This is a genomic window from Streptomyces sp. M-16, assembly GCF_052114405.1.
Lineage (GTDB): Bacteria > Actinomycetota > Actinomycetes > Streptomycetales > Streptomycetaceae > Streptomyces.
This window is the reverse complement of record NZ_JBFRER010000080.1, coordinates 1-24,482: the sequence shown is the minus strand read 5'-3', so window position 1 is coordinate 24,482 and position 24,482 is coordinate 1. Positions and strand designations below refer to the sequence as shown.

Here is a 24,482-nt window from a genome sequence, read left to right as displayed (position 1 = left end):
GCCCTCCCGGCCGGCCGTCTCGGCCGTCTCAGCCGTAGACGATGCGGCGCAGCTGCCGGAGCGAGAGCTCCGGGGGCGCCACGGCGCGGTGCGGCAGTTCGGCGGCGATCCGTTCGAAGATCTCCGCGTTGACCGCGCCGCCCGACTGGAGCTCGCGGTGACGACGACGGACGAACTCCTCGGTCGTCTCGTCGAAGTACGCGAGCACGTCGAGCACCACCCGGGCGGCCTCTCCGCGCTGCAGCGCGGTGCTGCGCACCAGGTGGTCGACGAGGTCGTCATGGGACGGGCGGCGGTCGAGCACCTGTAGATATTGACGGTCCACGGGCTGGAACGCAAAGATCCTGCCCGAAATCGGGCAGGATCCAGCTGGTCTGGACCAGGGGAATGGGTAATTCCGGTCCGGGTCGGTCAGAAACGGCCCAAAATGGCGGCCTTCGCGGCGCTGAACTCCTCGGCGGTCAGGATGCCCGTCTGATGCAGTTCGCCCAGCTCGCGCAGGCGCCGCAGCAGGGTGTCGTGGTCCACCGGCTCGCCCGCCAGCGCCGCGCGCGCCTCGGACAGCGGCAGCGCCTTGGGCGCGGGGGCCTGCGCGGGCGATGCCGGGTGCGGGATCCGCGCCGCCACGGCCGCCGCGACCAGCGCCATCAGGGGGTCCTTCTTGAAACCGAAGAGCTCCAGGGTGTGCGGGTCGTACTTGGGCGCGGCCGCCGCCGTGGCACCCGTCAGGGTGAACCGCAGCCAGCCGTGCTCCAGCCCTCTGGACGGCGTCCACTCCACCGACCGCACGTCGCCGACGCGGAACTCCCGCGGCCCGCCGGAACGCTTCGCCTCCTCCGTCGTCCAGTTCCAGTCCAGCAGCACCCGGTCGCCGTCGAAGGCCACCGACCCGTCACCCGCGCCGACCGAGATCGGAACGGCGGGCCCCGGCAGCAGGTAGGCGTCCGAGGGGCCGGGATCGACCTGGTCCAGCAGCAGGGCGTTGCGGAGCTCGTCGACGAAGTACTCCGCGACCCCGGTCCGGTCCGGCTCCACCGTCAGCCGGTAGGGGTCCGAGGACTCCGGCAGCCGCCCTCCCGTCACCTGGAGCAGCGGGTCCGCCCCGTCCCGCAGCCGCAGCCGCAGCCGGCCCGCCTTGCGGCCCGGCTCGTGACTGACCCCCGCGACGGCCCGCAGCGGTACGACCACTTCGCCGAGGTGCTGCCGGAGCAGTCCCACCCCCTTGTCGCGGCCCGGCACGATGCGCACCGCGTCCCCGTCGAAGGTCCAAGTGCCGTCCTTCTGGATGATTTCCGCCATGCGGAGATTCTCCCATCGGCAATCCAGGGCCGGTTGGCCTATACCTGGGCGCATGAGAGTCCTGCGACGCACGCTCGGCACCCTCCTCGCCCTCGGGGCGGTCGTCTCCTGCACCGCGGCCCACGGCGACGACGCCAAGGCCACCCGCCGCCCCGCCGCCCCCGCCCCCTACGAACGGCTCCTGCCCGCGCCCGCCTCCGCGCGGGCCGAAGGCGCCCCGTACGTCTTCGGGGCGGGCACGGTGATCCGTACGGGTGTGGCGGCGCCGGAGGAGGTCCGGCGGGTCGGCGAGCTCCTCGCGGAGCAGCTGCGCGGCCCCGGCGGGCTGCCGCTGCCGGTGGTCGACGGGGAGGACGGGGACGGGGTCCGGCTGCGGCTCGACACCGGGGACGCGGAACTCGGCGCGGAGGGCTACCGGCTGCGCACCACCGCCGCCGGGATCACCCTGACCGCCCGCACCCCGGCCGGGCTCTTCCACGCGGGGCAGACGCTGCGCCAGCTGGTGCCGGTCCGGGGGGCGGGCGGCGTGCCCGGCGGGACGGTGGTGGACGTCCCGCGGTTCGCGTACCGGGGGGCGATGGTGGACGTGGCCCGGCACCACTTCCCGGTGGAGCAGGTGAAGCGGTACGTCGACCAGCTCGCCCAGTACAAGATCAACACCCTGCACCTGCACCTCACGGACGACCAGGGCTGGCGGATCGCGATCGACTCCTGGCCCCGGCTCGCGCAGTACGGGGGCGCGAGCGAGGTCGGCGGCGGGCCCGGAGGCCACTGGACCAAGGAGGAGTACCGGGACCTGGTGGCGTACGCGGCCGAGCGGTACGTGGACGTGGTCCCGGAGGTCGACATGCCCGGCCACGTGAACGCCGCGCTCGCCTCCTACCCGGAGCTGACCTGCGACGGGAAGGCCCCGGAGCGCTACACCGGGATCAAGGTCGGCTTCAGCTCGCTGTGCGTGGGCAAGGAGCGGACCTACGAGTTCATCGACCAGGTCCTCGGCGAGCTCGCGGAGCTGACCCCCGGCCGCTACCTGCACATCGGCGGCGACGAGGCCCGCGCCACCCCGGCGGCGGACTACGCGGCCTTCATGGACCGGGCCCAGCAGGTGGTGGCCCGCCACGGCAAGACGGTGGTGGCCTGGCACCAGCTCGCGTCGGCCCGTCCGGCGCCGGGCGCGGTGCTCCAGTACTGGGGCCACGACAGGACGGCCGCCGCCGAGAAGGCGGCGGTCGTGGCGGCGGGGAAGTCCGGCCACCCGGTGATCCTCTCCCCGGCCGACCGCGCCTACCTGGACATGAAGTACGACACGGCGACGAAGCCGGGCCTGGCCTGGGCCGGCTACGTCCCCGTGCAGCGCTCCTACTCCTGGAACCCGGGCTCCTACCTCCCCGGCCTCCCGGAGTCCGCCGTCCTCGGGGTCGAGGCCCCGCTGTGGACGGAGACCGTCGCGAACCGCTCCGACTGGGAACTGCTGGCCTTCCCCCGCGTCCTGGGCCTGGCGGAACTGGGCTGGTCCCCGGCGAGCGCCCTCGACTGGCCGGCGTACCGCGAACGCCTGGCGGCCCAGGCCCCCCGCCTGGACGCCCAGGAGATCGCCTACTACCGGGCCCCGGAGGTGCCCTGGGAGTAGCCGGGGCGGGCCCGCCGGGGTCCGTGCGACGATCTGATGGGCCGATCCCCCATGTCCTTTACCGGTGGCGCCGTCAGGAATCAGAAATGCTCACGCTGAACGAAGCCGTCGAGGCGGCGAAGCCCTCTCTCGCCAAGGCCTTCGCCTACGAGCCGTGGACGATAGTCCTCCAGCCGGAGCTCAGCGAGGAACTCGACCTGGCCTGGGCCATCCGCTTCGACACACAGGAGAGCATCGACGCCGGAGACCACTGGGTCGGTCCGCTGACCAAGGTGGTGCTCGTTCCGAAGGACGGCGCCGCGGTGCAGTTCCCTCCGTCGCACCTGCCGATGGACGAGTTCCTGGCCCACGTACGCCACGGCGGATGGAGGGTGGCCTACCTGGCGAGGACCCGCAAGGCCGAGCCGTGGCAGCGGGCTCTGGAGTGGCTTCTCGACACGTACCGCGGGCTCGTCGAGCTGGTGGGGATCGAACCGATCGCCGAGGATGCGGGAACGTGGCTGTTCGCCTGCCGGACCACTGAGCAGCCGGGGTATCCGCGGACGCCGATGCTGGCCGCTTCCCTGGTCGTGCCCAAGCGCCCGGGGACGCCCTTCCATCCCGCCTCCGACGATCCGTGGGGCGACGTGGCCGCGTACACGCAGGCTCCCGAGCGACGGGACCCCGAGGTCCAGGCGCGGCGGCTGAACTCGCGCGGGTGTGTCGTGACCGTGGCCGCCGCCATCGCCGGGGCGCCGTCGACGCCTTTGCCGTGGCAGCCCGCGCACGAAGCGCCGGGCTGGTGGGAGCTGCTGCTCAAGCGGTACTTCCCGACCGCCGAGCAGATCCGCTGCGCGAGCTGGGACGAGGTGATCCTGCGCGTCGAGGAGACCGGGCCGGACACCCAGGGCGTCGTGTGGGTGCGCCGGGTGATCGGCGGTACCGAGGTCAGCGGGCACCTGCTGTACGCGCACCACCACAACGGCAGCGTCGTGTTCCTGGACGGCATGACCGGCGGTCTGGCGCGGCTGGACGCCGTCGGTGTGCTGGAGCTGGTGTTCGCGCGGCTGCGGCCCCGGGCCGCCGTGCCGCGGCCCGGAGGGACCGAGGGCGGACGGGCGGCCCGGGGGTTCGGGGGCGGCGCCTTCGGGTGAGTGCGGGGTGTCGTCCGGCCGCCGAGAGGTGCGGACCGCTTCGGCCGGGCAGCCCACAGCCGGATCGCCGTGGGGTTCCTGCAGGTGGCGTGGGTGGTCGGGACGCAGCCCTGGCACGATCCCGTCCGCTTCGGGCCGGCCGTCTTCCCGCCCGGGGAATCCGTCGCGATGGCGAACCAGCAGAGCGACCTGTTGACCGCGCTCGCCGTGGACAGGCAGGGGTTCCTGAACGTCGCCTGGGTCGTGGGGACGCAGCCCTGGCACGATCCGGTGCGGTTCGGGCCGGAGGTGTTCCCGACCCCGTAGGCGACCGGGCACTCCCCGAAGGGACCGTGTTCGGGGAGTGCCCGGCCCGGGGCCGTCAGCGCCGGGCGAAGGGCGCGACGGGGTTCTTGAGGGTGCCGATCAGCTGCAGGGCTGCCGACGGGTCGGCGAGGTCGACCATCTGCCTGTTGTTGCGCAACTGAAGGCGGTTGAGGCAGGACAGCTGGAACTCCGGCGCGAAGAGGTCGTAGCGCTCGAAGCGGTCCGCGAGGGCCGGGACCGAGTCCTGGTAGGCGTGGGCGCAGTCGGCCACGGCCTTCCAGAAGGTGTCCTCCTCGCAGATGCCCTCGGTGGCGAGGATCGGGCCGAGGAAGCGGAAGAAGCAGTCGAAGACGTCCGTGAAGACCGACAGCAGCTTCATGTCCTCCGGGATGTCCGCCCGGACCCGCTCGACCGCGGGCGGCAGGACCGCGTCCGGGTCCATGACCACGATCTCCTCGGCGATGTCCTTGAAGATCGCCCGCTTCACCACGCCGCCCTCGATGACGAGGATCGTGTTCTCGCCGTGCGGCATGTAGGCGAGGTCGTACTGGTAGAAGCAGTGGAGGAGGGGGACGAGGTAGGCCCGGAGGTAGGAGGCCAGCCACTCGGCCGGGGTGAGGCCCGACTCCTCGATCAGGGCGCCGACGAAGGACTTGCCGTCCGCGTCCACGTGCAGGAGGGAGGCCATCGTCGCCAGGCGCTCTTCGCCCCGGACGAAGTTCACCGGGGACTCGCGCCACAGCGCGGCGAGCATCTTGCGGTACGGGGAGTAGCGGTCCGTCGCGCGCTCGTACTGGCGGTGGTGGTAGCCGATCGCCGCGCGCTCGCGGATGATCGAGAAGTCGACCGACCGCAGGACCTCGTCGTTCTCGATCAGCTGGTGCAGCCAGTCGTTGATGGCCGGGGTGGCCTCCATGTACGCCGCCGAAAGGCCGCGCATGAAGCCCATGTTGAGGACCGAGATGGCGGTCTTCACGTAGTGCTTCGTGGGGGTCGTGGTGTTGAAGAAGGTGCGGATCGACTGCTGCGCGAGGTAGGCGTCGGAGCCCTCGCCCAGCAGGACCAGGCGGCGGTTGGCAATTTCGGCGGCGAAGGTGACCGTGGTCTTGTTCCACCACTGCCAGGGGTGGACGGGCAGCAGGTGGTAGTCCGCGAGGTCCAGGCCGAGGGAGGCCATTTTCGCCGCGAAGAGCGTGAGGGCGTCCTCGCCGAGCTCCTCGCGGACGAAGGCGTCGTGGTCCAGGCCCGCGCCCGCCGTGAAGGTGGAGACGTCCCTGCGGGCGGCGACCCACACCAGGTGGACCGGACTCGCGGTCTCCGGGGCGTACGAGAGGTACTCGTGCACGCCGAAGCCGAGACGGCCGTTGTTGGCGACGAAGCAGGGGTGGCCCTCGGTCATGCCGGTCTCGATGTCCTGGAAGGAGGACTTCGCGAGGACGGCGGAGGAGACCTGCGGCTTCGTGTACTTGAAGCCCGAGCCCGCCAGGGTGGAGGAGATCTCCTCCAGGTAGACGGGGAGGACCTCCGCGCTCAGACCCAGGGTCCGGCGGAGCTCGATGTGGAAGTCGAGGGCGTCCAGGTCGGCCGGTCCGCCGTCGCGGTGGCGGGTGATGGAGGCCTCGTCCACCGACCAGTGGTCCAGCGCGTGGAGGGTCGCGGCGAAGCGGTACTCGACGGTGGCGTCGTCGCTGAGGACCGAGTACAGGCCCGAGTCCAGCAGCTTCGGGGTCAGCAGGCGCTCGTGGGAGAACTCGGCGAGTGCCTTGCGGACCAGGGCGCGGTTCGCGCGGGCCCACAGCTCGGGGGAGAGGTGGGAGATGGCGTCGGAGAGGCTCATATCGACTCCTGCCGGGTGGCCTCGAACTGCTCGCGGGTGCAGAAGCTGAGCAGGGCGGTCTTCTCCGGCTTGACGACCTCGCGCTCGGGGACGAAGCCGACCGCCTCGTTGAGGGCGTGGACGGCCTTGTTGCGGACGTCCGGCTCGACGACGACGCGGAGGTTCGCCGGGTCGGCGAAGAGCGAGGCCATCACCGTGGTGATCACGGCACGGGTGAAGCCGCTGACCGGGGTGTCGGTCGGGGCGACGAGGAAGTGCATGCCGACGTCGCCGGGCTCGGCGTCGTACAGGCCGACCAGCTCCAGGTGCGCCGGGTCGTAGCTCTCCATGAGGAAGGCGGGCCGGCCCTCGTGCAGGCCGATGAAGGCCTGGTGGTGCTCGTGCGTGGTGATGCGCACGTACTCTCGCTCCACCTCGGTGAGCGTGGCGTCCTGCATCATCCAGAACGCGGCCTTGGGGTCGGTGACCCAGCCGTGCAGCAGCTCCGCGTCGGCGAACGGGTCCAGGGGACGGATCGCGAAGGTCCCGAGGACGGAGTCGGTGCGGGTGAAGAGGATCTCGGTGGTGGTGCTCATGCGTGCGTGCCTTCCGGGGCCGCGAACTGCTGGAACGCGATGGACTTCTCGACCTTGTAGTACTCGCGGCCGAGCAGCTCACCGACGATGTACGCGTTGCGGTACGCGGCCATGCCCAGGTCGGGCGAGGTGATGGAGTGGTTGTGGGTCGTGCCGTTCTGGAGGTAGACGCCCCGTCCGGTCGTGTCCACGCTGTAGTTGCGGCCCGCGTCGAGGCGGCCGTGGCCGTCGAAGTTCAGGCGGTCGCGGACCGGGTCCAGGAATCCGGGTACGACGTACTTGTAGCCGGTGGCGAGCACCAGGCCCTCGGTGGAGAGGGAGAAGTCCCGCTCCTGCTCCTCCTGGCGCAGCCCCAGGGTGTAGGTGCCCGTGGTGGTGTCGTACGCCGTGCTGTTCAGGGAGGTGTTGGTCAGCAGGGTGGTCGGGACGGGGCCCGGCATGCCGATCTTCTTCTGGTAGAGCAGGTCGAAGATCTCGTTGATCAGGTCGCCGTCGATGCCCTTGAAGAGGTTCTTCTGCTGTGTCTCCAGGCGGTAGCGGGTGTCCTCCGGGAGGGCGTGGAAGTAGTCCACGTACTCCGGGGAGGTCATCTCCAGCGTCAGCTTGGTGTATTCGAGGGGGAAGAAGCGCGGGGAGCGGGTGACCCAGTTCAGCTGGTAGCCGTACGAGTCGATCTCCGCGAGGAGGTCGTGGTAGATCTCGGCCGCGCTCTGGCCGGAGCCGATCAGGGTGATCGACTTCTTCTTCTGCAGCTCCGCCTTGTTCCGCATGTAGGCCGAGTTGTGCAGGAAGTCGCCGCCGAGGTCCGCGCAGGCCCGCGGGACGTGGGGCGAGGTGCCGGTGCCCAGGACCAGGCGGCGGGCGAGGTGGGTCTCGCCCTTGTCCGTGTGGACCTCGTAGAGGCCGGCGGCCCCGTCGTAGGTGACCTCGGTGACCGAGGTGGAGTACAGGACGTTGTCGAGCCGGTCGGCGGCCCAGCGGCAGTAGTCGTTGTACTCGGCGCGCAGCGGGTAGAAGTTCTCCCGGATGTAGAAGGAGTACAGCCGGTCCTTGTCCTTCAGGTAGTTCAGGAAGGAGAAGGGCGAGGTCGGGTCGGCGAGGGTGACCAGGTCCGACATGAACGGCGTCTGCAGGTGCGCACCGTCGAGGAACATGCCGGCGTGCCACTCGAAGTGCGGCTTCGACTCGATGAAGAGGCCGTCGAGCTCGTCGATCGGCGCGGTCAGGCAGGCGAGTCCCAGGTTGAAGGGGCCGAGGCCGATGCCGATGAAGTCGTGGGGCCTAACGGTGGACGGCAAGGGATTCTCCCAGGAACTGCTCGGCRTGTGCGGCGAGGAGGTCGAGGACGGCCGCGATGTCGGACGTCGTGGTCTGCGGGTTGAGGAGGGTGAACTTCAGGTACTGGCGGCCGTCCACCCTGGTGCCGGCCACGACGGCCTCGCCGGAGGCGAACAGGGCCTTGCGGGCGTGCAGCTGGGCCTCGTCGAGGAGGTCCGCGCGGTACTCGCCGCCGGTGGGGACGTAGCGGAAGACCAGGGTGGAGATCTGCGGGCGGACGACGACCTCGAAGCGCGGGTCGGCCTCGATGACCTCGTAGCCGGCGGCGGCCAGGTCGATGACCTCGTCGAAGAGCGAGCCGAGGCCGTCGGCGCCCATGACGCGCAGGGTCATCCAGAGCTTGAGGGCGTCGAAACGGCGCGTGGTCTGGATCGACTTGTCGACCTGGTTCGGGATCCGCTCCTCGGCCATCCGGCGCGGGTTGAGGTAGTCCGCGTGGTACGTGGCGTGCTTGAGGGTGTCGCGGTCGCGGACCAGCATCGCGCTGGAACTCACCGGCTGGAAGAAGGACTTGTGGTAGTCGACCGTGACCGAGTCGGCGTGCTCGATGCCGTCGAGGAGGTGCCGGCGGGTGGGGGAGACCAGCAGTCCGCAGCCGTAGGCGGCGTCCACGTGCATCCACGCGGAGTGCTCGGAGGCCAGGCGGGCGATCTCGGGGAGCGGGTCGATGGACCCGAAGTCGGTGGTGCCGGCGGTGGCGACGACGGCCATCGGGAAGAGGCCCTCGGCGGCGCAGTTCTCCAGCTCCAGGGCCAGCACGGAGGTGTCCATGCGGCGGTTGCGGTCGACCGGGACGGAGATGACCGCCTCGTAGCCGAGGCCGAGCATGGCGGCCGACTTCTGGACGCTGAAGTGGCTGGCCTCGGAGGTGAAGACGCGCAGCCTGGGCAGCAGTTCGGCCTTGGTGAGCTCGACGCCCCGGTCCAGGGCGCGCTTCATGACGATGCGGCAGGCCTCGTCGCGGGCCAGGAGTAGCGCGTGGAAGTTCGACTGGCTGCCGCCGGAGGTGAAGATGCCGTCGGCGCCCTCGCCGAGGCCGATGCGACGGGCGGTCCAGTCGATCAGGCGGCGCTCGATGAGCGTGCCGCCGATGGACTGGTCCCAGGTGTCGAGCGAGGAGTTGACGGCCGAGAGGACCGCTTCGCCGACCACCGCGGGGATGACCACCGGGCAGTTGAGGTGGCCCAGGTAGCGGGGGTGGTGGAAGTAGACCGCGTCACGGAGGTAGACGCCTTCGAGCTCGTCGAGTGCGGCCGCGGTGTCGGCCAGCGGGGTGTCGAGGTCGATCGAGGCGATGACCGGGGCGAGCTCGTCGACGGATATGCCGGTGTGGGGTCGTTCCGTGGTCGCGAGTTTGGCGGCGACGCGGTCGACGCCCTCGGTGACGGAGCGCCGGTAGAGGTCCGCGGTCGTCTCGTTCAGCAGATGCGAGCGCATCAACTTTCCTCCGGGCAGGGGGAGAAGCGGGTGGTGTAATGATTAGGTTAGCCTAACCTAATCATTCGGCCAAATAGAGGAGGGCCCCGGCAGTCGCCGGGGCCCTCCTCCCAAATGCCGCGCGTGGCGCGCGTGTTGCTACAGCTCGGACGCGGGGTCCTCGCTCGCGGCCTTGCCCGCGTACGCCTCGGCGAGCAGCTGCTCCTCGCTCGCGCCGAGGCGCCAGTAGCCGGTGAAGCGCACCGCGCGCCGGTCGATGGAACGTTCCCGCACCAGGTGGCGGCGTACCGCGCGGATGGTGCCGGCCTCGCCCGCGATCCAGGCGTACGGGGCCTCGGCGGCGGGCAGCGCGCTCGCCCGCACCCGCTCCACCACCGCCTCGGTCCGCTCCCGGCCGGCCCCCTTCTCGCGCACGATCCAGGTGACGTCAGCCTCCGGCGGGGCCGGCAGGGCGATCCGGTCGTCCTCGTGCGGGACCTCGAACCAGGCCTTCACCCTGGTTCCGGCGGGGAGCCGGTCCAGGATCGCCGCGGCGGCAGGCAAGGCCGTCTCGTCCGCGTACATCAGTACCGCGTCGGTGCCCGCCGGGGGCTGGAAGCGCACGGACTTGTTCTCCGCGACGGCCGGGCCGATCGCCATGATCCGGCGGCCGGTCACCGCCTTGCCGGCCCAGCGGGAGGCCGGGGAGGAGTCCCCGTGCAGGACGAAGTCGATGTCGACCTCGTCCGCGCCGCCGGGCGTGCGCCGCTGCTCGCGCACGGTGTACGAGCGCATCACGGGCCGCTCCTGCTCCGGCATCCCCCGCCATTGGGCGAACCAGGTGTCCTCGGCGGTGGAGGGGAGTTCGGTGTGCTCGCGGTGCTCGGGCGGCAGGAAGAGCGAGAGGCTCTGGTCGAAGCCCCCCGACCGGAAGCCGGCGAGGGACTCCCCGCCGAAGGTGACGCGCAGGAACGAGTGGCCGAGGCGCCGCGTGCGCAGGACTTCGAGCGTGAAGAAGCCGAAGTGCGCGGCCGGTTCGGTGGCGGTCATGCGGAGGATCCCCCCTGGGATTTTCGCCGTCGTGGCGGTGGTCAGCTGACCTTCTTGGCGTTCTGGACGGTCTTCGCGAGGTCTTCCAGGATCTGCGCGCACTTGTCGTACGAGTAGATCGGCTCCGTCACGCGCGGGGCGGTCTGGCCGGCCTTGACGGCGGGCAGCGCGGCCCAGGTGGGCTTCTCCTTCGTCAGCTGCTCGTTCTGCAGGGTGCCGGTGCGGTTGTCGAGCAGGACGACGTCGGCCTTGTACTTGCCGGCGTTCTCCCAGCTCAGGCTCTCGAAGAAGACGCTGCCCTTGTCGAGGTTGTCCGGGGTCACGAACTCCACGCCGAGGGACTCGAAGTACTTCAGGTCGGCCGAGGTCTTCGGGGTGGAGACGTAGAGGTGGTCCGGGTCGCCCGAGCCGACGAGCACCTTGATGCCCGGGTTGGCCTTGGTGGCCTCGCGGACCTTGGCGGCGGCGGCCTCGAAGCGGGCCTTGGCGTCGACGGTCTTCTGGTTCTTCGGGTCGGCGCCGAGGGACTGGGCGAGCTCCGCCGTGCGGGCGAGGGCCTTGTCCATCGAGGCGTCGCTGCCCGTGGCGATCGCGGCGGCCGGGGCCAGCTTCAGGATCTTGTCCTTGGAGGCCTCGGGGACGTACCAGTACGACCCGTCCCAGGTGTTGGTCAGCAGCACGTCGGGCCGCAGGGCCGCGTACTTCTCGACGTTGAACTCGTCGTAGACGTTGCCCAGGATCTCGACCTTGGAGACGTCCATGGAGCCGGCCTGCGGGTCCGGCTTGCCGTCGGCGAGCTTGGTCGGGCCGAACACGCCCTTGACCTGGACGCCGTAGTCGTAGAGGGCGGCGGCCGTGCCGGTGAAGGCGACGATGTTCTTCGGCGTGGACTTGGTGCTGACGTCCTTGCCGAGGTCGTCCTTGAACGTCCAGGGACCGGAAGCCGCCGCGGCGGCCCCGCCCTTGTCGCCCGCGCCGTCCTTCGCCGTGCCGGTGTTGCCGCCGCAGGCGCTGAGCGCCGCGACGAGGCCGAGGGCGCCGCCCGCCGCGACGAGTCCGCGACGGGAGAGGAAGGAGGTTCCGGGCTTGGGCATGTCGATGTCCGCTTTCGTGCGCGCAGGGGGCGGCCAACGGGGGTGTGACCGTTCGGGGGAAGGTTAGCCTAACCTTGGCCGAAAGCAGTAAGGGGACCCTTATTTTCTCGGGTCCCCTTGTCGCTCCCCGCGCGTCGCGGGGGTCCGTCAGCCGGCGAAGCCCAGCTCGCGGGCGATGAGCATGCGCTGCACCTCGCTCGTGCCTTCGCCGATCTCCAGGATCTTGGAGTCCCGCCACATGCGGGCCACGGGGTACTCGTTCATGAAGCCGTAGCCACCGTGGATCTGCGTGGCGTCACGGGCGTTGTCCACGGCCACGGTCGAGGAGTACAGCTTCGCGATCGCCGCCTCCTTCTTGAACGGCTCCCCGGCCACCAGGCGGGAGGCCGCGTCGCGCCAGCCGATGCGGGCCATGTGCGCGCGCATCTCCATGTCCGCCAGCTTGAACTGGATGGCCTGGTTGTCGCCGATCGCCTTGCCGAAGGCGTGCCGTTCCTTCGCGTACTTGACCGACTCGTCCACGCAGCCCTGCGCGAGGCCGGTGGCGAGCGCCGAGATGGCGATGCGGCCCTCGTCCAGGATCCGCAGGAACTGGGCGTATCCGCGGCCCTCGTCGCCGACGAGGTTGGCCAGCGGGACCCGGACGTCGGCGAAGGACAGCTCGCGGGTGTCCGAGGAGTTCCAGCCGACCTTGGAGTAGGGCGCGGCGACCGTGAACCCGGGGGTGCCCGACGGGACGATGATCGAGGAGATCTCCGGACGCCCGTCCGCCTTGCGCCCGGTCACGGCGGTGACGGTCACCAGACCGGTGATGTCCGTACCGGAGTTGGTGATGAAGCACTTCGAGCCGTTGATGACCCACTCGTCGCCGTCCTTGACGGCGGTGGTGCGGGTGCCGCCGGCGTCGCTGCCCGCGCCGGGCTCGGTCAGGCCGAACGCGCCCAGGACCTCCCCGGAGCACATCTTCGGCAGCCACTGCCGCTTCTGCTCCTCGGAGCCGAAGAGGTAGAGCGGCATGGCGCCCAGCGAGACGCCCGCCTCCAGGGTGATGGCGACCGAGGAGTCGACACGGGCCAGCTCCTCCAGGGCGATGCCGAGGGCGAGGTAGTCGCCGCCCATGCCGCCGTACTCCTCCGGGAAGGGCAGGCCGAACAGGCCCATGCGGCCCATCTCGCGGACGATCTCGTACGGGAACTCGTGGCGCTCGTACAGGTCGCCGATCTTCGGGGCGATGACGTCGTGGGCGAACGCCTCGACGGTGCGCCGGAGTTCCTCGTGCTCGGGGGTGAGCCGGTGGTCGAGGGCCATGATCTTCATTACTCCTTGTGGGAGAGGGCGCGGACGGTACGGGAGGGGCTGGGACGGCCCAGCTGTTCGGCCATCCACACGCTCGTGGCGGTGAGGGCGGCCAGGTCGACCCCGGTCTCGATGCCGAGGCCGTCGAGCATCCACACCAGGTCCTCGGTGGCGAGGTTGCCGGTGGCGCTCTTCGCGTACGGGCAGCCGCCGAGGCCGCCCGCGGAGGCGTCGACGGTGGTCACTCCGTGCTGGAGCGCGGCGAGGGTGTTGGACAGCGCCTGACCGTAGGTGTCGTGGAAGTGCACGCCGATCCGGTCGGTCGGCACGCCCTCCTCGTTGAGCTCGCCGAGGAGGCTGCGGACATGGCCCGGGGTGGCGACGCCGATGGTGTCGCCGAGGCTGAGCTCGTCGCAGCCGAGGTCGAGCAGGGCCTTGGCGACCCGGACCACCTGCTGGACCGGGACCGGGCCCTCCCAGGGGTCGCCGAAGCACATGGAGAGGTAGCCGCGCACGTGCGCCCCGCCCTCCTTGGCGCGGGCCACGACGGGCTCGAACATGGCGAGGGACTCGGCGACGGTCCGGTTCAGGTTGCGGGACGCGAAGGTCTCGGTGGCCGAGCCGAACACGGCGATGCGGTCCGCGCCCAGCGCCAGCGCGCGGTCGAGGCCGCGCTCGTTGGGGACGAGGACGGGCAGGTGCACCCCGGCCAGGTCCTGGAGCTGCGGGAACAGCTCCTCGGCATCGGCCAGCTGGGGAACCCACTTGGGGTGCACGAAGCTGGTCGCCTCGACGGTCGTCAGACCGGCGGCGGCGAGGCGGTGGACGAACTCGGCCTTGACGGCGGTGGGTACGGCCGTCTTCTCGTTCTGCAGTCCGTCGCGGGCGCCGACCTCGTGGATGCGGACCCGGGCCGGCAGCCCGGGGGCCGGGACGGTCATGGGCAGTCCGTTCACCGGTCTCCCTCCTCTTCCTCGTCCGGGGTGACGACGGCCAGGACCTGGTCCATGGCGACGGTGGTGCCCGGGGTGACGTCGAGTTCGGTGACGGTGCCGGCGTGCGGGGCGGAGATGACGTGCTCCATCTTCATCGCCTCGACGACCAGCAGGCTCTGGCCCGCCGCCACCTTGTCCCCGACGGCCACCTTGACGACGGTGACGGTGCCGGGCATCGGCGCGGCGAGGGTGTCGGCGCCGGTCCGGCCGGCCCCGCCGAGCAGGGCGGCGACGGGGTCGTGCCGCTGCACGTGCCAGGCGTCGCCGTCGCGGCCGAGCCAGGTCCCCTCCGTGGAGGCGGCGTGGCTGAACCGGTGCGTGACGCCGTCCAGTTCGACGGTGACGAGGTCGCCGGTGCGGGCCACGATCCGGCCCGCGGCGGAGGTGGCGACGCCGTCGCCGTCCGGGGCGAGCAGCAGCTCCGTACCGGGGCCGGACGGGCGGGTGCGGACCTCCACCGGGTCCCGGCCGGGGAGGCGGAAGTGGTGCACCGTCCACGCCGGGGTCCCGCCCAGGCGCCAGCCGTCGGCGGCGTCGAACGGGTCGGCCCAGCCCCGCGTCCGGGCGGGCCGGGCCGCCGCCAGCAGCGCGGCCGCCGCGTACACCTCGGCCGGGACCCCCTCCGGGAGCAGGGCCTGGAGGTCGCGTTCCACCAGACCCGTGTCCAGGTCCCCGCTGACCACGTCCGGGTGGGCCAGGAGCCTGCGCAGGAAGCCCGTGTTGGTCTGGACGCCCAGGATCACGGTGTCGGCCAGGGCCGCCCGCAGGGAGCGCAGGGCCGAGGCCCGGTCGGGTCCGTACGCGATGACCTTCGACAGCATCGGGTCGTACGTGGAGCCGGTGTCCACGCCGGCCGTCAGCCCGGAGTCGGTGCGCACCGCCCCGCCCTCCGGCTCCGACAGGGCCAGGACCGTACCGCCGGACGGCAGGAAGCCGCGGGCCGGGTCCTCGGCGCAGACGCGGGCCTCGATGGCGTGGCCGGTCAGCCGCACGTCCGCCTGCCCGAATCCGAGGGGAGCCCCCGCCGCCACCCGCAGCTGCTGCTCCACCAGGTCCAGGCCCGTGATCAGCTCGGTCACCGGGTGCTCGACCTGGAGGCGGGTGTTCATCTCCATGAAGTAGTACGAGGACGGGTCCCCGCCCGGCACGATGAACTCCACGGTGCCCGCGCCGACGTACCCGCAGCTGCGGGCCGCCTCCACGGCCGCCGCGCCCATCGCCGCGCGGACCTCCTCGTCGAGCAGGACCGAGGGCGCCTCCTCGATGACCTTCTGGTGGCGCCGCTGGAGGGAGCACTCGCGCTCGCCGAGGTGGACCACGTTGCCGTGCGCGTCGGCCAGCACCTGGATCTCGATGTGCCGGGGCCGGTCGACCCACCGCTCCACGAGCAGGGTGTCGTCGCCGAAGGAGGACTTCGCCTCGCGGCGGGCGGCCGCGATCTCCTCGGCCAGCACGGCCGCGTCGCGGACCAGCCGCATGCCCTTGCCGCCGCCGCCCGCGGAGGGCTTCAGCAGGACGGGCATGCCGATGGCCTCGGCCGCGGAGACCAGCTCGGCGTCGCTGAGACCGCTTCCGGAGGAGCCGGGGACCACGGGCACGCCCGCCGCCTTCACCGTCTCCTTGGCCCGGATCTTGTCGCCCATCAGGGAGATGGCGCTCGCGGGCGGGCCGATGAAGGCCAGCCCGGCGTCGGCGCAGGCCCGGGCGAAGCCGGCGTTCTCCGCGAGGAAGCCGTAGCCGGGGTGGACGGCCTCGGCGCCGGTGCGGCGGGCGGCGTCCAGGAGCCGCTCCACCGACAGGTAGCTCTCGGCGGCGGCCGCCGGGCCGATCCGCACGGCCGTGTCGGCCTCCCGTACGTGCCGGGCGTCCGCGTCGGCGTCGCTGAAGACGGCCACGGAGCGGATCCCGAGCTGCCGCAGCGTGCGGATGACCCGTACCGCGATCTCGCCCCGGTTCGCGACCAGAACAGTGCTGAACATCGAAGAGGTCCTCACGTCACATCACGTCACATACGGAAGATGCCGAAAGCGGGGTCGCCCAGCGGGGCGTTCGCGCACGCGGTCAGGGCCAGTCCCAGCACCTGCCGGGTCTCCATCGGGTCGATGACCCCGTCGTCCCACAGCCGGGCGGTGGCGTAGTAGGCGTTGCCCTGTTCCTCGTACTGGGCGCGGACCGGGGCCTTGAAGGCCTCTTCGTCCTCGGCGGGCCACTCCTGGCCCGCCCCCTCGATCTGGTCGCGCTTGACCGTGGCCAGGACGGAGGCGGCCTGCTCCCCGCCCATCACGGAGATCTTGGCGTTGGGCCACATCCACAGGAAGCGGGGGCTGTAGGCCCGTCCGCACATCGAGTAGTTGCCCGCGCCGTAGCTGCCGCCGACGACGACCGTGAGCTTGGGGACCCGGGCGCAGGCCACGGCCGTGACCATCTTGGCGCCGTGCTTGGCGATGCCCCCCGCCTCGTAGTCCCGGCCGACCATGAAACCGGAGATGTTCTGGAGGAAGAGGAGGGGGATGCCGCGCTGGTCGCACAGCTCGATGAAGTGGGCGCCCTTCTGCGCGGACTCGGAGAAGAGGATGCCGTTGTTGGCGATGATCCCGACCGGGTGGCCGTGGATCCGGGCGAAGCCGGTGACCAGGGTCTGGCCGAACTCGGACTTGAACTCCTGGAAGCGGGAGCCGTCGACGATCCGGGAGATGACCTCGCGGGCGTCGTAGGGGGTCCGGGAGTCGACGGGGACCGCGCCGTAGAGCCCGGACGGGTCGACCTTGGGCTCCTCGGGCGCCTCGACCGACCAGGGCAGGGCCCCGCGGTCGGGCAGGGTCGCCACGATGTTCCGTACGATCCGCAGCGCGTGCGCGTCGTCCTCGGCGAGGTGGTCGGTCACTCCCGAGACGCGGGAGTGGACCTCGCCGCCGCCCAGTTCCTCGGCCGTGACGACCTCGCCGGTGGCGGCCTTCACCAGCGGCGGACCGCCGAGGAAGATCGTGCCCTGGCCGCGCACGATGACGGCCTCGTCGCTCATCGCGGGGACGTACGCGCCGCCCGCCGTGCAGGAGCCGAGGACGGCGGCGATCTGCGGGATGCCGGCCCCCGACATCCGGGCCTGGTTGTAGAAGATGCGGCCGAAGTGCTCGCGGTCGGGGAAGACCTCGTCCTGCATGGGCAGGAAGGCGCCGCCGGAGTCGACCAGGTAGAGGCAGGGGAGACGATTCTCCAGGGCCACTTCCTGGGCCCGCAGGTGCTTCTTGACGGTCATCGGGTAGTACGTGCCGCCCTTGACGGTGGCGTCGTTGGCGACGATGACGCACTCGCGCCCGCTGACCCGGCCGATGCCCGCGATCACGCCCGCGGCCGGCGCCGCGCCCCCGTACATCCCCTCGGCGGCCAGCGGGGCCAGCTCCAGGAAGGGGGACCCGGGGTCCAGGAGGGCGTCCACGCGGTCGCGGGGAAGCAGCTTCCCGCGGGCGGTGTGGCGGGCGCGGGCCTTCTCCCCGCCGCCGAGCCGGGCCGCGTCGAGCCGGGCGCGCAGGCCCTCGGCGAGCTCGCGGTGGGCGGCCTCATTGGTCCGCCAGGCCTCGGACGCCGGGTCCGCGGCGCTCGTCAGCACTGGTGCCTGCTGCATCGGTCGAGCTCCCTTGCTCGGTGCACGCTTTGTTAATGACCGTTAACGCGTATGCGCCCAGGTTAACGAGCGCTAACGGCCCTGTCTAGAATGGATTCCCATGAGCACCAGAGCCGCCGCCCCCACCCGTCGCGAGCAGATCCTCCGTGAGGCCGCTCGGCTCTTCGCGGAGCGCGGGTTCCACGGCGTGGGCGTGGACGAGATAGGGGCCGCGGTCGGCATCAGCGGCCCCGGTCTGTACCGCCACTTCGCCGGCAAGGACGCCATGCTGGCCGAGCTGCTGGTCGGCATCAGCGAGCGGCTGCTGACGGGCGGGCGGCGGCGGGTCGAGGAGGCCGGCGGGAACCCGCGCGAGGTGCTGACCTCCCTCGTCGAGGGCCACATCGACTTCGCGCTGGACGACCGGGCGCTGATCACCCTCCACGACCGGGAGCTGGACCGGCTGCGCGAGGCGGACCGCAAGCTGGTGCGCCAGCTCCAGCGCCAGTACGTGGAACTGTGGGTGGCCGTCGTGCGGGAGCTGCACCCCCAGGTCGGCGAGACGGAGGTACGGGTCTGCGTGCACGCGGTCTTCGGGCTGCTGAACTCCACCCCGCACCTGGCGGTCCTCGGCCGGGACGCGACCGAGTCGCTGCTGCGCAGGCTCGCCGACGGCGCCTTCGGAGCGCTGTCGGGGTGAGGCGGACGTTCCGGCGGCCGAGGCGGAACGGACGGCTCCGGCCGAGCGACGGCAGAATGGGCCACATGCCGATAGAGACGCCCGTACCCAGCCGCGCCGAACTCGTCGAACACCTCGTCCGTACGCGGATCGCGGGGGAGGTGGCCACCCCGCGCGAGAACAACCTGAGCCACTACCGCAAGCTCGCCAACGGCGACCGCCACTACTGGCTGGGCCTGGAGCTCGGCGACCGCTGGACGGACGAACAGGACGTCCTGGCCGTCATGTCGGAGCGGTGCGGGGTCGTCGACGATCCCGAGCACCGGTACGGCCAGGACACCATCGACCCGGAGCTGACGGTCGCGGGCCTGGACCGGCTGGCCGCCCGGCTGCGCAAGGCCGCGTCCGACCGCCAGCGCGTGCTGCTGGCCACCGGGCACCCGGGCGGGCTGCTCGACGTCCACCGCGCCACCGCCGCCGCCCTGCGCGCCGCGGGCTGCGAGATCGTCCGGATCCCGCAGGGGCTGACCGCCGACGAGGGGTCGGTGTGGCAGTTCGCGGACATCGCCGTGCTGGAGCGCGGGGCCACGCTGTGGCACACCCACTCCCCGGCGCCGATGGCCGCGATCCTGGACGGCCTCGCGGCGGAGGGCCGCCCGCAGCCGGACCTGGTCGTCGCCGACCACGGCTGGGCGGGCTGCGCGGCGCAGCGCGGGCTCGATGCCGTCGGCTACGCGGACTGCAACGACCCGGCGCTCTTCCTCGCCGAGGCGGAGGGCACCCTCCAGGTGGCGGTCCCGCTGGACGACCACGTCCGCGACCCCCGCTACTACGACCCGATGGTCGCCTACCTCCTCGCGGCGGCGGGCCTCACCGCCTGACCCCGCCGCCGCCCGGCCGGTCAGGGGCCGGTCGGGCCGGCCGGGCCCGTCCCGCCCGGAGGCGGCGCGGGCGCAGGCCCGGCCGCCGGCCAGGGCGTCGGGTCCAGGTAGACGCGGCGGATCGCCGGGAAGCGCTCGCGGAGCTGGTCCTCGGCGTCCTCGCAGGCCGCCTCCACCTGGCGGGCCGACGCCAGGTCGTGAAAGTCGATCTTCGCGGCGATCAGCACCTCGTCCGGGCCCTGCACCAGGGTCGTCAGCTCCAGCACCCCCTCGATGTGCGGCACCGTCAGCAGCTCCTCGCGGACCTCCGCCCGCATCCGGGCGGGCAGCGGGCGCCCGATCAGGTACTGCGCGTTCGAGCGCCCCAGCTCCCAGGCCACCGCCACCAGCAGGGCGCCGATCAGCAGCGAGGCCACGCCGTCGTACGCCCCGGACCCCGTCAGCTGCGCCCCCAGCAGGCCGCCCGCCGCCAGTACGAGCCCGATCAGCGCGGCCACGTTCTCCAGCAGGACGGCCTTCACCGCCGTGTCCGGGGTGTGCTTCACGTACAGGACCAGCGGCGCCCGCATCCGCTCCGCCTCCCCCGCCATCTGCCGCCAGGCCACCAGCAGCGAGTAGCCCTCCAGCAGGAAGGCGACGGCGAGGATGGCGTACGAGACCGTCGGGTCGCCCGGCTGCTCCCCGTGGACCAGGGTGTGGATGCCGTCGTAGAACGCGAAGACCGCGCCGCCGACGAAGGTCGCGACCGAGGCGAGCAGCGCCCAGATGTAGCGCTCGGGCCCGTACCCCAGCGGATGCGCCTCGTCGGCCGGCCGGGCGCTGCGCTGGAGGGCGGTCAGCAGCAGCAGCTCCGTCACCGTGTCGGCCACCGAGTGCGCGGCTTCGGCGAACATCGCGCTGGACCCGCTGACGACTCCGCCGACCGCCTTGGCCACCGCGATCCCGAGGTTGGTGACGGTGGCGACGACGACGGTGCCGACGCTTTCGGATTCTTCGGGCATGGGGTGACGTTATGTCCGCGACGCGGGCCGGGTGCCCAGTGACACCCGCCCCGCGGAATCCGTCAGGCTCGCGGTACGCGGACGACGCCCTCCTGGATGACGGTCACCGCGAGGCGGCCGTCCTGGGTCCAGATGCGGGCCTGGCCCAGGCCCCGGCCGGCCGCGGCCGAGGGGGACTCCTGGTCGTACAGGAGCCACTCGTCGGCACGGAAGGGCCGGTGGAACCACATGGCGTGGTCCAGCGAGGCGCCGACCACGTCGCCGACCGCCCAGCCGCCCCGGCCGTGCGCGAGCAGCACCGAGTCCAGCAGGGTCATGTCCGAGACGTACGTGGCCAGGCAGGTGTGCAGGAGCGGATCGGCGCCCTCCAGCTTGCCGGCCGTACGGAACCACACCTGGGAGCGGGGCTCGACCGGCTCGCCGACGCTGCCCCACGGCGGGGTCGTCGCGTACCGCAGGTCCACGGCGGCCCGCGCGTCGATCAGCCGCTCCACCGTGCCCGGGTCCCGGAAGGTCTCCCGGTACGCGGGCAGGGACTCCTCCGCGGTCGGCAGGGTCTCCGGATCCGGGGCGCAGGGCATGACGGCCTGGTGGTCGAGGCCCTCCTCGTACGTCTGGAACGACGCCGAGAGGTGGAAGATCGGCTGCCCGTGCTGGACGGCGACGACCCGGCGCGTGGTGAAGGAGCGCCCGTCGCGGATCCGGTCCACGGAGTAGACGATGGGCGCGCCGGGGTCCCCGGCGCGCAGGAAGTACGAGTGCAGCGAGTGCGCCGTGCGGTCCTCGGGGACGGTGCGCCCGGCCGCGACCAGCGCCTGGGCCGCGACCTGACCGCCGAAGACGCGCGGTACCAGCGCCGAACGGCTGGTACCGCGGAAGATGTTCTCCTCGATCCGCTCCAGGTCGAGCAGATCGAGGAGCGTCGTCAGTGCCTCGTTCATGGGGGAAGGGTAAGTCCCTTACAGGCCCATCGACTTGGCGATGATCGACTTCATGACCTCGCTGGTGCCGCCGTAGATGCGGTTCACGCGGTTGTCGGCGTACAGGCGGGCGATCGGGTACTCGTTCATGTAGCCGTAGCCGCCGTGCAGCTGGAGGCACTTGTCGATGACGCGGTGCGCGACCTCGGTGCAGAACAGCTTCGCGGAGGCGGCCTCGGCGGCGGTCAGCTCGCCGGCGTCCAGGGCCTCCAGGGCGCGGTCGGCGACCGCCTCGGCGGCGTCCACCTCGGCCTGGCAGGAGGCCAGTTCGAACTTGGTGTTCTGGAAGTGCGCGACCGGCTTGCCGAAGACCGTGCGGTCGGTCACGTACTGCTGGGCGAACCGGACGGCGGCCTTGGCCTGCGCGTACGCGCCGAAGGCGATGCCCCAGCGCTCGGAGGGCAGGTTCGCGCCGAGGTAGTAGAAGCCCTTGTTCTCCTCGCCGAGCAGGTCCTCGACCGGCACCTTCACGTCGACGAACGCCAGCTCGGCGGTGTCGGAGGTGCGCAGGCCCAGCTTGTCCAGCTTGCGGCCGATGGAGTAGCCCTCGGACTTGGTGTCCACGGCGAAGAGGGAGATGCCGAAGCGGCGGTCCTGCTCGCCCGGGGCGGAGGTGCGGGCGCAGACGATCACGCGGTCGGCGTGGACGCCACCGGTGATGAAGGTCTTGGAGCCGTTGAGGACGTAGTGCGTACCGTCCTCGGAGAGCTTGGCGGTGGTCTTCATGCCCGCGACGTCGGAGCCGGTGCCCGGCTCGGTCATCGCGAGGGCCCACATCTCCTCGCCGGAGACGAACTTCGGCAGGTAGCGCTTCTTCTGCTCGTCGGTGGCGAGCATCTTGATGTAGGGCAGGGCGAGCAGCACGTGCACGCCGGAGCCGCCGAAGTTCACGCCGGCGCGCGAGGTCTCCTCGTACAGGACGGCCTCGAACTTGTGGGTGTCCAGGCCCGCGCCGCCGAACTCCTCGGGGACGTTGATCCCGAAGACGCCCAGCTCGCCGAGCTTGTAGTAGAAGTCGCGCGGGGCCTGGCCGGCCTGGAACCACTCGTCGTAGACGGGGACGACCTCGGCCTCGATGAAGGCGCGGATGGTCTCGCGGAACGCCTCGTGGTCCTCGTCGAAAACGGTACGGCGCACAGCCGGCCCCTCTCTGCGGCTGAACCGCCGCCCGCTCCCGCGGGGGTGGTCGTGCGCCGTCGTGGTTGCTCGAATGGTAAACGCCTAAGCGCTTGCTCAGATTAAGTTACCGGCGGGTTGTTCTCCGTGTCCAGAGTGAGGAGCAGCACGCTGCCGTGCACGGGGCGTGGGGGACGGCCGGGCGGGTGCGCTCAGTCCGCGGCGGGGCCGAGGTGCTCGGCCAGCACCTGCTGGGTGAGGTGGATCCCGGCGCGCAGCACGGCGTCACGCGCGCCGGGGTGCGCGGCCCGGTGCGCGGCTTCGAGCTCCCGGGCCAGGCGCAGCCGGTCCGCGCAGGGACCGCCCCGCAGGGCCTCGTCCAGCGCCCGGCCGGTCGCCTCGATCAGCGGGGCCATGGCGCGCGCCGACGCGTCGTCGGCGGCGGGCCGGGTCTCCACCTCCCGGGTGAGGAACTGCAGGGCCGGGGCCGTCCGCGCCGCCAGCCGCAGGCGGGGCCGCAGCGGGCCCGCGTCCCCGGCCGCATCCCGCCGCGGCGACAGCAGCAACAGCCGCCCGGTCCTGTGCTCCAGCGCGGCGGACAGTTCGTACGGGCGGTGCCACAGCGCGAAGGCGGCCGCGGGGGCGGGGGAGGGGGCGCCGGCCGGAGCGGGCGCGGCGGCGCGGGCGRCGGTCCGTGCGAGGCGGTCGGCGAGGCCGGTGCGGTACTCCTCCAGGCCGCGCGCCGTCTCCCGGTACGGGTCCGGCGGCCAGAGCAGCGGGCCGAGGAGCGCCACGACGGCGATGCCGACCGCGCTCTCCACCAGCCGGGCCAGGGGGTACCCGGGCACCGGCGTGGAGTAGATCACCAGGGCGGTGATGAGCACCTGCTGGTTGGGGGAGCCGCCGTGGCGCAGCAGGTACATCCCGGCGCAGGCGCACACCAGGAGGACCGGGAACGACAGCGGGCCCGTGGGCAGCCGGTGCAGGACCGCCACGCTCAGCAGGACCCCGACGGCCACCCCGGCCAGGCGCTCCAGCGCCAGCCTGGGCGCCGCGAACACGTCCCCGCGCAGGATCAGCGCGGCGGGCAGCGCGGCCGCCACCGGGGCGGTGCTCGTACCGAGCCACACGCACGCGTACCAGGGGAGGGCGGCGCACACGAGCAGCCGGGCGGCCGGCGCGAGGCGCCCGCCGGAGCCGTGGCCGCTGCCGCGCACCGGCCCGGACATCCGGAACATGTCGAGCATGCCGGACATCGTAGGGCGCGGTGGGGTGGCCGCCCGGCGGTCAGCCGTCCCCGCCGGGCGGGGGCTCGGCCGCGGGATCGGCGGGGGGTTCGGCCGGGGTCTTCGGCCCGGGTTCCCAGCGCAGGGCGAACCACAGTTCCATCCGGGTGTCGGGGTCGTCCAGGTCGACGCCCAGCAGCCCGGCGGCGCGGGCGATGCGCTGGCGGACCGTGTTGCGGTGGACGCCGAGGGCGGCGGCGGTGCGGTCCCAGCTGCCGTGGTGGGCGAGCCAGCCCCGCAGGGTGTCCCGCAGGGCGGGGGAGAGGGGCCCGAGCAGGGCCTCGGCGTGCGCCCGCGCCTCGGCCTCGCCGACCAGACCCGCGAGGCCGGGCTCGGCGTGCCGGGCCAACGGGGTCCGGGCCGCCTCCGCGCGCTCCAGTGCCCGGCGCGCCTGGGCCCCGGCCGTGCCCAGCCCGGCGGGTGCGGCGGGGGCGCTCACCCCGAGCCGCCAGCCGGGCTGGGGGCCGGGCTCCCGGTCGGTCAGCAGCCGTACGCCGTCCCCGCGCGGGTCCAGCAGTACGGTGCCCAGCGCGGCGGCCAGCGCCCGCGGGTCCCCGCCGCCCCGGGCGTGCACGGCGTACCAGGGCCCCGGGGAGAGCGCCCCGGCCGGATCGCCGTCCAGCAGGAGCCGGGTCAGGGCGGCGGCCTCGTCCCCCGCCGGCCGGCCCGCGGTGAGCAGGGTCAGCAGCACGGCGGCGACCGAGGCGATGGTGTGGTCCCCGGGGGCGCGGGACGGGGTGGCGAGGACGAGCGCCCGGCCGCCGCCCGCGGCGTACGCCGCCAGGTGCGTGCCGTCCAGGGTGTCGGTGGCCGTCGCGACACCTCCGGCCGCCACCCGCGCCGCCAGCGCCCCGAGCGCCCCGAGCACGTCCTCCCGCGGCGGCGCCCCGGCCTCCACCGTCGCCCCGTACGGCCGGAACCCGCCACCTGCCGCCCCGCCGGGGACGGCCGGGCCGGCCGTACGGGCAC

22 protein-coding genes are annotated in these 24,482 nt (G+C 72.4%); 5 read left to right on the top strand and 17 right to left on the bottom strand.

The genetic code is table 11. The annotated features are described in order from the left end of the window. Positions 1-28: 28 nt before the first annotated feature. A complete protein-coding gene (locus tag AB4039_RS29010) occupies positions 29-304 on the bottom strand; it encodes a hypothetical protein (RefSeq protein ID WP_030008735.1) in 276 nt (91 codons plus the stop codon). A gap of 107 nt (positions 305-411) precedes the next feature. Next, a complete protein-coding gene (locus AB4039_RS29005) occupies positions 412-1,299 on the bottom strand; it encodes a DUF4429 domain-containing protein (RefSeq protein ID WP_266839163.1) in 888 nt (295 codons plus the stop codon). 52 nt (positions 1,300-1,351) lie between these two features. Here AB4039_RS29005 and AB4039_RS29000 point away from each other — a divergent pair, with 52 nt between their 5' ends. The 3 genes from AB4039_RS29000 to AB4039_RS28990 all read left to right on the top strand — a co-directional run bounded on the left by AB4039_RS29000 (position 1,352) and on the right by AB4039_RS28990 (position 4,368). Then, positions 1,352-2,929 (top strand): beta-N-acetylhexosaminidase, encoded by a 1,578-nt coding sequence (locus AB4039_RS29000; protein ID WP_442272176.1) that lies wholly within the window; start codon positions 1,352-1,354, stop codon positions 2,927-2,929. An 86-nt stretch (positions 2,930-3,015) separates the two neighbouring features. Beyond that, positions 3,016-4,062 carry a toxin glutamine deamidase domain-containing protein gene (locus tag AB4039_RS28995; RefSeq protein WP_442272175.1) on the top strand — a complete coding sequence of 349 codons (1,047 nt, stop codon included), beginning with the start codon at positions 3,016-3,018 and terminating at the stop codon, positions 4,060-4,062. A gap of 69 nt (positions 4,063-4,131) precedes the next feature. Beyond that, positions 4,132-4,368 (top strand): hypothetical protein, encoded by a 237-nt coding sequence (locus AB4039_RS28990; RefSeq protein WP_266839159.1) that lies wholly within the window; start codon positions 4,132-4,134, stop codon positions 4,366-4,368. A gap of 55 nt (positions 4,369-4,423) precedes the next feature. Here the strand turns inward: AB4039_RS28990 and AB4039_RS28985 are convergent, their stop codons facing one another. From AB4039_RS28985 to AB4039_RS28940, 10 genes are all read right to left on the bottom strand, one after another. Next, positions 4,424-6,205 carry an IucA/IucC family protein gene (locus tag AB4039_RS28985; protein ID WP_266839157.1) on the bottom strand — a complete coding sequence of 594 codons (1,782 nt, stop codon included), beginning with the start codon at positions 6,203-6,205 and terminating at the stop codon, positions 4,424-4,426. Continuing rightward, on the bottom strand, positions 6,202-6,780 hold the full coding sequence (locus AB4039_RS28980; protein ID WP_266839156.1) for a GNAT family N-acetyltransferase: 579 nt from the start codon (positions 6,778-6,780) through the stop codon (positions 6,202-6,204). Before AB4039_RS28980 ends, AB4039_RS28985 begins: the two co-directional genes overlap by 4 nt. Continuing rightward, positions 6,777-8,078, bottom strand: coding sequence for a lysine N(6)-hydroxylase/L-ornithine N(5)-oxygenase family protein (locus tag AB4039_RS28975; protein ID WP_442272174.1), 1,302 nt, complete (start codon positions 8,076-8,078; stop codon positions 6,777-6,779). The genes AB4039_RS28980 and AB4039_RS28975 overlap by 4 nt, the downstream gene beginning before the upstream one ends. Then, the gene (locus AB4039_RS28970) at positions 8,062-9,555 is read right to left on the bottom strand and encodes a pyridoxal phosphate-dependent decarboxylase family protein (RefSeq protein WP_442272173.1); all 1,494 of its coding nucleotides are present in this window, start codon (positions 9,553-9,555) and stop codon (positions 8,062-8,064) included. Before AB4039_RS28970 ends, AB4039_RS28975 begins: the two co-directional genes overlap by 17 nt. 138 nt (positions 9,556-9,693) lie before the next feature. Then, on the bottom strand, positions 9,694-10,584 hold the full coding sequence (locus AB4039_RS28965; RefSeq protein ID WP_266839151.1) for a siderophore-interacting protein: 891 nt from the start codon (positions 10,582-10,584) through the stop codon (positions 9,694-9,696). 41 nt (positions 10,585-10,625) lie between these two features. After that, complete coding sequence (locus tag AB4039_RS28960; protein WP_442272172.1) at positions 10,626-11,678, bottom strand: ABC transporter substrate-binding protein; 1,053 nt, start codon at positions 11,676-11,678, stop codon at positions 10,626-10,628. A gap of 147 nt (positions 11,679-11,825) precedes the next feature. Beyond that, complete coding sequence (locus tag AB4039_RS28955) at positions 11,826-12,986, bottom strand: acyl-CoA dehydrogenase family protein (protein ID WP_266841641.1); 1,161 nt, start codon at positions 12,984-12,986, stop codon at positions 11,826-11,828. Positions 12,987-12,994: 8 nt separating this feature from the next. After that, complete coding sequence (locus tag AB4039_RS28950; protein WP_266841639.1) at positions 12,995-13,915, bottom strand: hydroxymethylglutaryl-CoA lyase; 921 nt, start codon at positions 13,913-13,915, stop codon at positions 12,995-12,997. An 11-nt stretch (positions 13,916-13,926) separates the two neighbouring features. After that, a complete protein-coding gene (locus AB4039_RS28945) occupies positions 13,927-15,948 on the bottom strand; it encodes an ATP-binding protein (protein WP_266839149.1) in 2,022 nt (673 codons plus the stop codon). A gap of 26 nt (positions 15,949-15,974) precedes the next feature. Beyond that, positions 15,975-17,591 carry a carboxyl transferase domain-containing protein gene (locus AB4039_RS28940; protein WP_266839147.1) on the bottom strand — a complete coding sequence of 539 codons (1,617 nt, stop codon included), beginning with the start codon at positions 17,589-17,591 and terminating at the stop codon, positions 15,975-15,977. Between the two features lie 100 nt (positions 17,592-17,691). Here AB4039_RS28940 and AB4039_RS28935 point away from each other — a divergent pair, with 100 nt between their 5' ends. Then, positions 17,692-18,270, top strand: a complete 579-nt coding sequence (locus AB4039_RS28935; protein ID WP_266839146.1) for an SACE_7040 family transcriptional regulator — start codon at positions 17,692-17,694, stop codon at positions 18,268-18,270. 56 nt (positions 18,271-18,326) lie between these two features. Next, a complete protein-coding gene (locus tag AB4039_RS28930) occupies positions 18,327-19,130 on the top strand; it encodes a phosphatase (RefSeq protein ID WP_266839144.1) in 804 nt (267 codons plus the stop codon). A gap of 20 nt (positions 19,131-19,150) precedes the next feature. Here the strand turns inward: AB4039_RS28930 and AB4039_RS28925 are convergent, their stop codons facing one another. From AB4039_RS28925 to AB4039_RS28905, 5 genes are all read right to left on the bottom strand, one after another. Beyond that, positions 19,151-20,131 (bottom strand): cation diffusion facilitator family transporter, encoded by a 981-nt coding sequence (locus tag AB4039_RS28925; RefSeq protein WP_442272171.1) that lies wholly within the window; start codon positions 20,129-20,131, stop codon positions 19,151-19,153. A gap of 62 nt (positions 20,132-20,193) precedes the next feature. Next, entirely contained in the window at positions 20,194-21,072 is an 879-nt protein-coding gene (locus AB4039_RS28920; RefSeq protein WP_266839142.1) for an acyl-CoA thioesterase, read from the bottom strand. Between the two features lie 18 nt (positions 21,073-21,090). Beyond that, the gene (locus tag AB4039_RS28915; RefSeq protein ID WP_030229495.1) at positions 21,091-22,248 is read right to left on the bottom strand and encodes an acyl-CoA dehydrogenase family protein; all 1,158 of its coding nucleotides are present in this window, start codon (positions 22,246-22,248) and stop codon (positions 21,091-21,093) included. A gap of 191 nt (positions 22,249-22,439) precedes the next feature. Then, positions 22,440-23,474 (bottom strand): FUSC family protein, encoded by a 1,035-nt coding sequence (locus AB4039_RS28910; RefSeq protein ID WP_442272170.1) that lies wholly within the window; start codon positions 23,472-23,474, stop codon positions 22,440-22,442. A 40-nt stretch (positions 23,475-23,514) separates the two neighbouring features. After that, the coding region (locus AB4039_RS28905) for a PucR family transcriptional regulator (RefSeq protein ID WP_442272169.1) at positions 23,515-24,482 on the bottom strand (968 nt) is incomplete at its 5' end.